The sequence below is a fragment of the Pseudonocardia humida genome, from assembly GCF_023898865.1.
Taxonomy (GTDB): Bacteria; Actinomycetota; Actinomycetes; order Mycobacteriales; family Pseudonocardiaceae; genus Pseudonocardia; species Pseudonocardia humida.
Genome location: NZ_JAGSOV010000036.1, coordinates 25,177 through 36,587, shown reverse-complemented (window position 1 = coordinate 36,587; position 11,411 = coordinate 25,177). Strand labels below are relative to the sequence as shown.

At 72.1% G+C, this 11,411-nt stretch carries 13 protein-coding genes and 1 tRNA gene; 6 read left to right on the top strand and 8 right to left on the bottom strand.

The window, feature by feature from the left end; translation table 11 throughout:
• Nucleotides 1–123: 123 nt before the first annotated feature.
• Together KDL28_RS17000 and KDL28_RS16995 are read right to left on the bottom strand one after the other, a co-directional pair.
• Nucleotides 124–1,317 (bottom strand): RNA polymerase sigma factor, encoded by a 1,194-nt coding sequence (locus KDL28_RS17000; protein WP_252439737.1) that lies wholly within the window; start codon nt 1,315–1,317, stop codon nt 124–126.
• 17 nt (nt 1,318–1,334) lie between these two features.
• Nucleotides 1,335–1,676, bottom strand: coding sequence for a YciI family protein (locus KDL28_RS16995; RefSeq protein ID WP_252439735.1), 342 nt, complete (start codon nt 1,674–1,676; stop codon nt 1,335–1,337).
• Between the two features lie 560 nt (nt 1,677–2,236).
• Between KDL28_RS16995 and KDL28_RS40495 the strand changes: the two genes are divergently transcribed.
• Entirely contained in the window at nt 2,237–2,509 is a 273-nt protein-coding gene (locus KDL28_RS40495) for a cytochrome P450 (protein ID WP_305882215.1), read from the top strand.
• 489 nt (nt 2,510–2,998) lie between these two features.
• On the opposite strand, the gene KDL28_RS16985 is transcribed toward KDL28_RS40495, so the two are convergent.
• Nucleotides 2,999–3,670 (bottom strand): ArsR/SmtB family transcription factor, encoded by a 672-nt coding sequence (locus tag KDL28_RS16985; protein ID WP_252439733.1) that lies wholly within the window; start codon nt 3,668–3,670, stop codon nt 2,999–3,001.
• Nucleotides 3,671–3,750: 80 nt separating this feature from the next.
• Between KDL28_RS16985 and KDL28_RS16980 the strand changes: the two genes are divergently transcribed.
• Genes KDL28_RS16980 through KDL28_RS16970 form a run of 3 tightly spaced genes read left to right on the top strand, consistent with a single transcriptional unit; the run spans nt 3,751 to nt 7,726 of the window.
• Entirely contained in the window at nt 3,751–5,148 is a 1,398-nt protein-coding gene (locus KDL28_RS16980; protein ID WP_252439731.1) for an MBL fold metallo-hydrolase, read from the top strand.
• A 17-nt stretch (nt 5,149–5,165) separates the two neighbouring features.
• Nucleotides 5,166–6,440, top strand: coding sequence for an MFS transporter (locus KDL28_RS16975; protein ID WP_252439729.1), 1,275 nt, complete (start codon nt 5,166–5,168; stop codon nt 6,438–6,440).
• A 59-nt stretch (nt 6,441–6,499) separates the two neighbouring features.
• A complete protein-coding gene (locus KDL28_RS16970) occupies nt 6,500–7,726 on the top strand; it encodes an MFS transporter (RefSeq protein ID WP_308216015.1) in 1,227 nt (408 codons plus the stop codon).
• A 44-nt stretch (nt 7,727–7,770) separates the two neighbouring features.
• Here KDL28_RS16970 and KDL28_RS16965 read toward each other — a convergent pair whose 3' ends face one another.
• From KDL28_RS16965 to KDL28_RS16950, 4 genes are read right to left on the bottom strand one after another with little or no spacing between them, the layout of a single operon-like run.
• The gene (locus tag KDL28_RS16965; protein WP_252439727.1) at nt 7,771–8,406 is read right to left on the bottom strand and encodes a maleylpyruvate isomerase mycothiol-dependent enzyme family protein; all 636 of its coding nucleotides are present in this window, start codon (nt 8,404–8,406) and stop codon (nt 7,771–7,773) included.
• Between the two features lie 8 nt (nt 8,407–8,414).
• Nucleotides 8,415–8,591 carry a hypothetical protein gene (locus tag KDL28_RS16960; protein ID WP_252439725.1) on the bottom strand — a complete coding sequence of 59 codons (177 nt, stop codon included), beginning with the start codon at nt 8,589–8,591 and terminating at the stop codon, nt 8,415–8,417.
• A 39-nt stretch (nt 8,592–8,630) separates the two neighbouring features.
• On the bottom strand, nt 8,631–9,497 hold the full coding sequence (locus KDL28_RS16955; RefSeq protein ID WP_252439723.1) for an NAD(P)-dependent oxidoreductase: 867 nt from the start codon (nt 9,495–9,497) through the stop codon (nt 8,631–8,633).
• A 13-nt stretch (nt 9,498–9,510) separates the two neighbouring features.
• Complete coding sequence (locus KDL28_RS16950; protein ID WP_252439721.1) at nt 9,511–10,386, bottom strand: NAD(P)-dependent oxidoreductase; 876 nt, start codon at nt 10,384–10,386, stop codon at nt 9,511–9,513.
• A 174-nt stretch (nt 10,387–10,560) separates the two neighbouring features.
• Between KDL28_RS16950 and KDL28_RS16945 the strand changes: the two genes are divergently transcribed.
• Nucleotides 10,561–10,878, top strand: a complete 318-nt coding sequence (locus tag KDL28_RS16945; protein ID WP_252439719.1) for a winged helix-turn-helix transcriptional regulator — start codon at nt 10,561–10,563, stop codon at nt 10,876–10,878.
• 78 nt (nt 10,879–10,956) lie between these two features.
• Here KDL28_RS16945 and KDL28_RS16940 read toward each other — a convergent pair.
• Nucleotides 10,957–11,029 (bottom strand) — tRNA-Asn (locus tag KDL28_RS16940).
• 147 nt (nt 11,030–11,176) lie between these two features.
• Between KDL28_RS16940 and KDL28_RS16935 the strand changes: the two genes are divergently transcribed.
• Complete coding sequence (locus tag KDL28_RS16935) at nt 11,177–11,410, top strand: hypothetical protein (protein ID WP_252439717.1); 234 nt, start codon at nt 11,177–11,179, stop codon at nt 11,408–11,410.
• Nucleotide 11,411 lies beyond the last annotated feature (1 nt).

Sequence of the window (11,411 nt, the reverse complement as noted above, 5' to 3'; positions counted from 1 at the left end):
ACAACGCCCGCACGAACACGCTCGGTCTGCGCGCCACCGTCACCTCCCGCACTCGACGTGCGGGCAGCCTCCCGGGCTGATGCAGCGAGATCAATTACCTGGTGGGCTCAGCGTGTCGAGCCACTAGTCCCAGCGGAGTCGCTCGTCCAGGAGCTCGGTCTGGGCGGCATTGGCGGTGAGAGCCAGCGCGCGGCGGTCGGCTTCTCGTGCCTCGTCGGGCCGCCCGAGCGCGCGCAGGAACTCAGCCCGGGTGGCGTGGTAGAGGGCGTAGCGGTCGAGAGGCTCGGCGACAACGTCCAGCTCGCCCATCGCCGCGGCGGCGCCCCGGTGCTGCCGCACGGCGATGGCCCGGTTGAGGCGGGTCACCGGCGACTGAGCCAAGGCGAGCAGCATGTCGTAGAGGACGACGATCTGCGCCCAATCGGTGGCCTCCCACGACGGCGCCTCAGCGTGGCAGGCAACGATGGCGGCCTGCAGCTGGTAGGGGCCGGGCCTGCGGAGTGCGGCGGCGCGGGCGATGAGCCGGCCGGCGTCGGCGATGGCGTTGTGGTCCCAGCGGCTGCGGTCTTGGTCGCGCAGCAGCACCAAGCGCCCGTCCGCGTCGAACCGGGCCGCGGCCCGGGCCTCGTGCAGCCGGATCAGAGCGAGCAGGCCGAGCACCTCCGGCTCCCGGGGCAGGGTCCAGGCCAGTGCGGAGGCGAGCCACTCGGCGTCCTCGGCGAGCAGTGGCGATCGAGGCCACTCACTGATCGAGGACAGGTAGCCCTCGTTGTAGAGCAGGTAGATGACGGTCAGCACCTCGTCGAGCCGCTCGGGGAGTTCGACGTCGGTCGGGACGCGGTACGGGATGCCAGCCTCGGCGATCTTGCGCTTGGCCCGGGTGATCCGTCTGGCGACCGTGGTCTCCGGGACGAGGAACGCCGCGGCGATCTGCGCGGTCGTCAGCCCGCAGACGGTGCGCAGGGTCAGCGCGACCTGGGCCTGGCGCGGCAGGGCCGGGTGGCAGCAGGTGAACAGCAGGCGCAGGCGGTCATCCGGTTCGGCCGGCACGGGCCACTGGAGCCGTGCGAGCTTGTCGCGGTATCGGGCCTGGCGGCGCAGCACGTCCAGGCCGCGGCGGCGGGCCACGGTGAACAGCCAGGCATCGGGACGCTCGGGGATCCCGTCGACCGGCCAGCGCTGCAGCGCCGCCTCGATCGCATCCTGCACGAGGTCCTCGGCGGCGGCGAAGTCGCCGAGCAAGTGCACCAGCGAGGCGGCGAGCTGGCCCGCGTGCTCGCGCACGACGCGGGCCAGCTCGGCGTGCGTGTCGCTCATCGACCCACGCAGGGCGCTCAGGAACTCGCCGGACGCAGCTCGACGATCGGGCAGGCGGGCCAGCTGCGGGTCATGGCGATGGCCTCGTCCAGGTCCGCGACCTCGACCTCGACGTAGCCGCTGACGACCTCCTTGCCCTCCACGAACGGACCGTCGGTGATCTCGGCCCCGTCCTGGCCCAGCCGCACGGTCGTGGCGGTGTGCGCGGGCTGGAGGTGCGCGTGGTGAGTGATCTTGGCAGCGTGCGCGGCGAACCACTGGCCGACCTTCTCGTAGGCCGCCTCGCGTTCGGCCTCGCCCAGGCCCGCCAACTCGCGCGCGTACTCATCGGTCTCGACGAACATCAGCACGTACTTCACCGGATCAGCCTCCTCCTGCGTGGGCCGCTGCAGGCCTCTTCGCAGCCGGTCCCACCTACCTGACGTCCAGCGGGGTGGCGGATACGACAGCGCCCGGAAGAGATTCTCGACGGGGCCCCTGTCGCGTCACGCCGGCCGGACGGACGCTGCCGCAGGATCGCCGCCGGTGTGCCGGATCAACCGGTCGGCGACCGTCATGAACCCGGCGAGCGCGGCATGGTCGAGGTCGTCGAACGGGGCGTGCGCAGCGCGCCGTCTGGAGATGTTCCGTCCGCAGGTGCGGGAGCTGGTCGACGGGCTTCTCGACGACCTCGCCGCCGACCCTGCGCCGGTGGACTTCCACGAGGCGGTGTCGTTCCCGCTGCCGGCGCTGGTGATCTGCGAGCTGCTCGGCGTCCCCTACCGGGACCGGGAAGACTTCAGGCGCTGGTCCGACGACGCCGCGGACATGACCGACCGGGACCGATCCCTGGCGGGGCTCGCCGCGCTGTGGCAGTACCTGACCGAGCTGGTCGCCGCCAAGCTCGACGACCCCGGCGACGGCCGCCGGGGACCTGGTGATGCTCGGGCCGCAGCAGGCCGACGACAGCCCCGGCGTGATCGGCGAGCACGCCGGGTTCCACATCGCCCGCAACCCCGACCCGCACGTGACCTTCGGACACGGCTTGCACTTCTGCATCGGCGCTCCACTGGCCCGCCTGGAGCTGCAGGTGCTGGTCACCGCGCTGCTCGACCGGTTCCCCACCCTTTCCCTGGCCGTGCCCGTGGAGCAGCTGCAGACCCGCAGCGAGCTGCTCACCGGTGGCCTGGCCGCGCTGCCGGTGACGTGGTGACCGCGCCATCGGCGCGAGCGTTCCGGTCGCGGCCCTGCCCGACCTGCCCGCGGCCCTGATCGAGGCCCGTCGGGTGCTGCGCCCGGGCGGCTCGCTGCACTTCCTCGAACACGTCGTGGCCGACACCCCCGCGCTGCGGGCCGTCCAACGCGCACTCGACGCCACCGTGTGGCCACGGCTGCGCGGGGGGGCTGCCACACCACCACCGACCCCGTCGCCGCGATCACCGAGGCCGGGTTCACCATCACGGCACTGCGGGCGCTGCGCTTCCCGGACGCGAGTTCAGCCAGCCGACGACACCCCACGTCCTCGGCCGCGCCACCACCGTCGGCGTCGAGCGCGCACGCTGATCGCGTAGTGGCGCCGTCAGCATCCAGGACGCTCTGGTCGCCGCCTGCAGTCGCGGCAGCTCTGCAGCCGCGTATGCAACCCAGGTGAACGGCTACCGGCGACTGCTCCTCGTCGGTCGGGCGTGGGGGAACGGGGTGGTCACGATGCGGTGGCGACGGGCTGGTCGGCCAGGCGCCATTCGAGCATCCCCTCACTCAGGCGTGCTGCGCGTCGGCCGGCGGCAGTGAGGAGCCGGACCGCGTCGTGGGCGAACACGCAGTAGGCACCCCGGCAGTACGCCACCACCTCGGCATCCCGCGGTAGCTCGGCCAACCGCTCGGGCAGCTCGGTGATGGGGATCGACACCGCGCCGGGAATGTGTCCGGCCGCGAACTCCGACTCCGGGCGCACGTCGAGCACCACGACCTCGCCGGCCTCGGCCCGCCGCAGCAGCTCCTCACGGCCGACCTGCTCGGTGTCCTCACCACCCGCGGTTCCCAGGTAGCGGGTCCGGGCCACATCGACGTCCGGCACGTGCGCGGCGGCAACGGTGCGCAGCTGCAGGTAGAGCGCGGCGACGTCGGCGCCGGCGAGCCGGTAGCGGATCGTCGTGCCTTCCCTGCGCGTGGCGACCAGCCCGGCCTGTTTCAACGTCTGCAGGTGCGCCGAGGCGGTCGTCAGCCCCAGTCCGGCCACGGCGGCGAGATCGGCGACGCTGCGCGAGCCCTGCGCGAGCAGGTCGAGCAGCTCGAGACGCTTGCCGCTGCCCAGCGCCTTGCCCACCCGAGCCAGCTGCTCGAACAGCTCCACCTTGCGGGCCGCATCACCCATCGATTCCTCCAATAATCTATGGAACAGTGTAGAACGCGGTCGGGTGGGGCCACCAGACCAGCGATTCGACGGAGGTCAGGATGAGCGACGCCCCGACGCCGGTTCCCGCCGCTGCGGTGGAGCTGACCGCTCTGGTCAACGAGGGCCTGGGCAACTCCTGCTATCTCGTCGACCTCGGAGACGGCTCCGCCCTGGTCGTCGACCCTCCACGGGATCTGCGTGCGGTGCGAGCGGCCGCGGAGAAGGCCGGGCTGCGGATCCGCTTCGCCGCCGACACGCACCTGCACGCGGACTTCCTGTCCGGAGCGGTGCAGCTCGCCCACGACGACGGTGCAGCCGTGCTCGCCTCGACCGCGGGCCGGCGCGAGTTCGACCACCACGGGCTGGGCGACGGCGACCAGGTCGATCTCGGCGGCCTGACCGTGACCGCCCTCGAGACACCCGGCCACACCGACGAACATCTGTCGTTCGTGCTGGCCGACGGCGGCCGCGCAGCCGGGGTGTTCACCGGCGGCTCGCTGATCGTGGGCTCCGCCGCGCGCACCGATCTGCTCGGCGCCGACCGCACCGCGGAACTGGCCCGCGCCCAGTTCCGCTCGCTGCAGCGGCTGTCCGCTCTCCCCGCAGACACGGCGGTGTGGCCCACGCACGGGGCCGGCTCGTTCTGCTCGGCCCCACCCGGCGCGGCACGGACCTCCACCATCGGAGCAGAGCTGGCGACCAACCCGCTGCTGGGCATCGACGACGAGGACCGGTTCGTCGAACAACTGCTCGGATCGCTCGGCAGCTACCCGCCCTACTTCCTCCGACTGGCCGAGCTCAACCGGCGCGGGCCCGGGGTGCTCGACGCCGCCTCGGCCGGGCAGCTCGCGGAGCTTCCGGTGTCCGCGGTGCAGCGGCTGCGCGCCGACGGCGCGTGGGTCATCGACGCCCGCCCGGTGGGCGACTACGCCCGCGCGCACATCCCCGGTGCGGTGTCGATCCCGCTACGCGCGCAGTTCGCCACCTGGCTGGGATGGCTGGTCCCCGCCGACGTCGCCATCGTCATCGTGCGCAACCCCGACCAGGACCTCACCGAGTTGGTCTGGCAGGCGCTCACCATCGGCGTGGACCGCCTCGCCGGTGAGCTCGCCTGCGGCATCCAAGCGTGGAGCGCCGCCGGGCACCCCACCGCCGGCACCGCCCTGGTCCGGCCCGGACGGATCGACCCGGGACACCGCGTGCTCGACATCCGCCAAGAGCCCGAGTACGCCGCGGGACACCTGCCCGGCGCCGTGCACGTCGAACTCGGCGCGCTCGTCCACGGCGCCACCGAACTGCCCAACGCCCCGACCGTGGTGATGTGCGGGCACGGGGAACGCGCCGCCGGCGCCGCGAGCCTCCTCGAGCGCGCCGGGCACCGCGACCTGGCCGTGCTGGACGGCGGACCCGGTGACTGGGCCGCCGCCACCGGGCATTCCCTGGTCACCGGCCCGTGAGTATCCCGGCCGCCCCCGTGCCCCGGCCACTGCGGCTGGGTCTTCGCCAGAACCTCGCCCAGTTCGTGCTGCTCGTCGCGGTCAACGCGTTGGTCGGCGGCATGTACGGGCAGGAACGTCTCGTCCTGCCGCTGCTGGCCCGCGACGAGTTCGGGCTCACCGCCTACACCGGCGTGCTGACCTTCATCCTCGCCTTCGGCGCCACCAAGGCGATCGCCAACTACGCGGCCGGCACCCTGTCCGACCGCTACGGCCGCAAACCGGTCCTGGTCGCCGGCTGGCTGATCGCGCTGCCGGTCCCGCTGCTGCTGATCTGGGCACCCGGCTGGGGCTGGGTCATCGCCGCCAACGTGCTGCTCGGCCTCAACCAGGGCCTGACCTGGTCCACGACGGTCGTCATGAAGATCGATCTCGTCGGTCCGTCCCGGCGCGGCCTGGCCATGGGACTCAACGAGGCCGCCGGCTACCTCGCCGTGGCCGCCACGGCGATGGCCACCGGCTACCTCGCCGCCCGCCACGGGCTGCGACCTGAACCGTTCTACCTCGGCATCGCCTTCGCCGCCCTCGGACTCGGCCTGTCGACCCTGGCCGTGCGCGAAACCCGCGACCACGCCCGCCTGGAGGCCGCTTCCCACGCCGGCCGCGCGGACGGGCGTCATGCCCACCTGCACGCCGAGCTCAACAACCGGGAGATCCTGGCGCAGACCAGCTACCGCGAACCGGCGCTGTCCGCGGCCAGCCACGCCGGCATGGTCAACAACCTGATGGACGGCTTGGCCTGGGGCCTGCTCCCGCTGCTGTTCGCCGGCGCCGGACTCCCCGTCGCCCAGGTCGGCCTGCTCGCCGCGCTCTACCCCGCCGTGTGGGGACTCGGCCAACTCCTGACCGGCGCTCTGTCCGACCGCACCGGCCGCAAACCGCTCATCGTCGGCGGACAACTCCTGCAGGGCCTCGCCCTCGCCCTCGTCGCGCTCGGCGAGTCCTTCCCGGTGTGGGCCGTGGCCGTGGTGCTGCTCGGTGCCGGCACCGCGCTGGTCTACCCGACCCTGCTGGCCACGATCGGCGACGTCGCCCACCCCGCCTGGCGTGCCCGCGCAGTCGGGGTCTACCGGCTCTGGCGCGACGGCGGGTTCGTCGTCGGCGCCCTGGTCGCTGGGCTCATCGCCGACGCCTACGGGCTCGACGCCGCCGTCTGGGCCGTCGCCACCCTCACCACGGCCTCGGCCGTCGCCGTCGCCACCCGCATGTACGAGACCCACAACCGGGCGACGAGCCCAGGGAGTCCGCAGTGACAGCACAACCGCCCAGTACGCCGGCACCGAGCACTGACCCGACCAGTGGTCCTCTGGTCGTGGACGAGCCGCTGGAGCAGAGGCGCACGCTCATCGTCCTGGTCATCGCGCAGGTGTTCAGCGGCGCCGGGCTGGCCGCCGGGATCACGGTCGGCGCTCTGCTCGCGCAGGACATGCTCGGAACGACCAGCCTCGCCGGACTGCCCAGCGCCCTGTTCACGATCGGGTCCGCGGCCGCCGCCGTGACCGTCGGGCGCATCTCGCAACGTGCCGGTCGCCGCGCCGGCTTGACCCTCGGCTACGGCGTCGGCGCGATCGGCAGCGTCGGGGTCGTCCTCGCAGCCGTCCTGGACAACGTGGTGCTGCTGTTCGTCGCGCTGTTCGTCTACGGCGCCGGAACCGCCACCAACCTTCAGGCCCGCTACGCCGGCGCGGACCTGGCCCACCCCACACGACGAGGCCGCGCCGTCAGCACCGTGCTGGTCGCCACCACCCTCGGCGCGGTCGTCGGCCCCAACCTCGTGACGGCGATGGGCGACCTCGCCCGCACCTGGGGCATCCCACCCCTGGCCGGACCGTTCATCCTCGCCGGTGCCGCCTACGCCGCCGCCGCGCTCGTGCTGTGGGTTCTACTGCGCCCGGACCCGCTGCTGCTGGCCCGCGACGTCGCCGCCCGCCCGGACGCAGCACCGGAGGCAGCCGCCGCCGCAGTTGACGGGGAGTCCCAACGTCGAGTTGTGGTGACAGCGTCACTGGTGATGATCGTCGCCCAGCTCGTCATGGTCGCGATCATGACCATGACACCGGTCCACATGCTGATGCACGGTCACAGCGTTGCCGCCGCCGGCTTCGTCATCGCCGTCCACGTCGGCTCCATGTACCTGCCCTCGCCGCTGTCGGGATGGCTCGTCGACCGCTTCGGCCCCCGCATCGTCGCCGTCCTCTCCGGAGCGACCCTGCTCATCGCGGGGATCGTGGCCATGGCCGCTCCGGTCGAGTCCGTCCCCGTGCTGGCCGTCGCACTCGCCCTGCTGGGGCTGGGCTGGAGCTTCGGGCTGGTCAGCGGGACGGCGATGTTGGCCACCGCACTACCCCTCGCCACGCGGGCCAGGACTCAAGGCGGCGTCGACCTCTGGATCGCCGTCGCCGGCTCCGCCGGCGGCATGGCCTCAGGAGTCGTCGTGGCCTCCACCAGCTACTCCAGCCTTGCCATCGTCGGCGGGCTCGTTGCTGCGACGGTGGTGCCCATCGTTGCCGTTACCTCATCGCAGCGCGGCGGGCGCTGAGCTCGCTGCAGGCCGGGCCTACTGAGCATCAGCAGATGGCGGACTCATCCTCCGATGCGCTCGGCCGGCATCGCATGCCCCGGCGCGGACAGCTCCCCCACGACGCCACGGCGCCGGGCCAGCGCCATCAGCAGGGACTCCACCGGCCCCTCGACGATCGGCCCGCTCCCGGTAGACCGATCCGGATCGGTCGCAGCCGACGTCAGGCCCTTGATGCGCTGCTCCGCGCCGATGGTCGGCGCTGCACGGGCGAAGTCCAGTACGCACAGCAGCCGATCAGCGGGGATCTGGCGAGGCAGGGCCGGCGGGCGGCGGATGTCCTGGTGGTGGATCGTGCCGTCGGTCAACGCGATCCGCCCGCCGAACCCCGCTGTCAGCCCTCGCGGGTCTGGGTGAGCCCGCACCAGCGCGAGCAGCTCATCGGGGCTGCGGTCGGCGTAAGCGTCGACCCGATCCGGTTGGTCCGCCCGGGGACCACCCCACCCCGCAGGAACCGCCCGATCAACCCGACCGTGCTCAGTTCCTCGAAGGTTCCGGGCAGCGCGATCGCGATCCAGGGCGCCGGTCGCGTTACCGTCGAGGACAACCTCGTCCACCACATCGGCACCGAGTACCGCGGCTCGCCCGCCGTGCTCGTGGTGCAGCCGGAAGACGTCACGGTGGCGCACAACGAGATCCATGACGTGCCTCACAACGGCATCGTGATCACGGGCGGCGAGAGGGCCAGGGGCACCCAGGTGGTCGCCGAGGTCGCTCGCCGCGGCGGTGCGGTTCCACACTGTGGTGAATCGGCGCCGCGCAGGCGCGCGGTCATCGCCGATCCCATGGCGCCGGGGCCGAGGACGCTGATGGTGTCCTCGGGCATGGTGGTTCCTCTGGTGCAGGAGGCTCTGCGTTCCCCGGGTCAGTGGATGGTGAGGCGCTCGATGACGCGGACCCAGTCGCTGTCGCCGTGGCCGGTGGCCGCGAGTTCGTCGAGGAGTTTCCGGTGGGGCTCGAGGAGGTCTGCTCGCACGCCCTGTTCGCGGCTGGCGGTGATGAGCGAGGCGATGCCTGCGCGGTCGAAGTCGACGCTCTGGCCGCCGGTGTCGTAGGTGCCGCCGTCGACGATGGCGGCGAGCTCCCTGCCGTGGGGCAGCATCCGCGTCAGCCAGGCTCGGACTTCCTCGGCGGTCGTGACCGCCGGGACGCCGACGGTGCGCATCATGGCGATGGCCTGGACGTAGCCGAGGACCATCAGATCCATGGCCGAGAGCAGGGCCATGTCCTTGAGCGAGGCGAGTCCGGCGTCGGTTCCCTCGAACTCGACGGTGCCGAGGGACTCGAGGGCGGGCTTGGCGGCGGCATGGGCCCGTTCGTCCCCGGAGTAGAGCAGACGCGCGCTCTGGTCGCCGATCATGCTGGGGACGGCCATGATGGCGCCGTCGAGGTAGGCGATGCCGTGCTCGGCGGCCCAGGCGGCGGTCTCGCGGGCTTGGCCGGGTGTCGTGGTGGTCAGGTTGACCACGGTCTTGCCTTCGAGCTCGGCGGAGACGGGTTCGAGGCGTTCCCGGACGCCGGCGTGGTCGAGGAGGACCACGAGGACGAGATCGCTCGCGTCGACCGCCTCGGCGATGCTGGCGGCAGCGGTCGCACCGGCCTCGGCGTGTGGTCCGATCCTGGCCGCGGTGCGGTTCCAGACGGTGGTGGCGTGGCCGGTCTCGCGAAGACGGGTCGCGATGGCGGATCCCATGGCGCCGAGTCCGAGGACGGTGACGGGGGGTTCGGACATGGTGTGCCCCTTGCTAGGCGGCGGTGCCGCGGAGGATCCGGTAGACCGGGACGGCGCTGCCGGCCCGCGCGCTGGCGTCGAGGGCGCGCTGGTAGTAGTCCTGGATGGTGCGGGTGAGCGCGGCGTCGACGCCGACTTCCTCGGCCGCGTCGATGACGTGCTGGGCCCCGGCGTGCATCATCCTGAGGTTCGCGGTGTCGCCCCAGCCGCCCTGCTTCGCGGCGGCCGCGAAGTAGGCCATGAAGTCCCGGTAGCTCTCGGGTGAGGCCTGCGAGAAGGCGACGAAGCGGTCGACGTCCTCCCCCGCTGCGTCGATGATCGCCACGGCCTGCTCGAAGGAGATCAGGAACGCGTGGAACTGCGCGAGCCCGGCCTGGTAGTAGAGCTGGGCCAGGCCGTGGTCGGTCCCGAGGTACTCCACGCCCGGGACGAGGACCTCCAGCAGCGGGCGGTGCGCCTCGTAGAGGGCCTCGGGGCCGCTGACGTAGAGGCGGGAGGCGGCGTGCTTGAGGTCGTCGCTCTGGGTCATGTAGGCGCCGGTGAGGAAGTCGGCCCCGCGGCCGGTGACCCACTCGGCGCCCTTGCGGGTCTTGGCCGGGGAGTCCGAGGAGAGGTTGACGACCGTCTTGCCGGTCAGGTCGGCCGGGCCCTGTTCGAGGACGCCGTACATGGCGTCGTAGTGGATCAGGGAGAGCAGGACGGTGTCGTTGGCGGCGATCGCTTCGGCGACGGTGTCGGCCGGGGTGGCGCCGAGCTCGACCATCGCGTCGATCTTGGACCGGGTGCGGTTCCACACGGTCACGTCGACCCCGGCTGCGAGGAGTGCCTTGACCGTGGCCTGGCCCATCGGGCCGAGGCCGATCACGGTGACGGAATTGTCGGCGGACATGGTGCGCCCCTCCAGGAATGGTGGTTGCTCGGTACTCGCTCCGGATCGATCCTCGGCCGGCCCGGGTAGGCTTCCAAGACCGCACTTCCAGGTGGGGTTGCTTACCGAAACGTTCGGAACGAGGTCGGAGGGGGCGCGATGCAGGCGATGCGTGACGCAGATCAAACCTGCGGCATGTCGGTCGCGATCGACGTCGTCGGCGGCAAGTGGAAGATGCACCTGATGTGGGTGCTCGCCGAGGGACCGGTCCGCTTCGGGCAGATCCGGCGCAAGCTCGACGGGGTGAGCGAGAAGGTGCTGGCCGAGAACCTGCGGCAGCTGGAGGCGAGCGGGGTGGTGCACCGGGAGCTGTACGCGGAGGTGCCCCCGCGCGTGGAGTACTCGCTGACCCCGCTCGGCGAGTCGCTGAACGAGGCGCTGGCGCCGCTCGAGGTCTGGGGAGACGTGCACCGCGACGCGGTGGCGTCGCGGTCCGGGATGGCTGGGTCCTAGCCGCTCTCAAAGGGTGTGGGTAACGTGTGGGTCGATCTTGGATCTGACCCTGCGCATCGCCCCTGACCTGGGGCTTTGCTCCTCCGGTTGGACTCGAACCAACAACCCTGCGATTAACAGTCGCATGCTCTGCCAATTGAGCTACGGAGGACCGTCTGTGTCGGGGACTCGCCCCGTTGGCGGTACGAACTCTAGCGCACCCCCTCCACCGCTATCGCGACCCCCCTGCCCGCACCGCGCACCCTCCACGGGCCTGCGGCAGGATGGGCGCGACCGCACAGACGAGCCGGGAGACGCTATGTGGAAGTTCCTGCTGGGCGCGGCCGTCGGCTACGTGCTGGGGGCGAAGGCGGGCCATGAGCGCTACGAGCAGCTCAGGCGCACCTACGAGCGCTTCGCCGACCACCCCGCCGTGCAAGGGGCCGCGGGGGTCGTGCGCGCCCGGGTCGAGGCGCGGGTCGAGGAGCAGCTCACCGGCGGCAGGCACGAGGTCGAGCCGGCCGCGGGCTCGCCGAACGGCAGGCGCCGCTGAC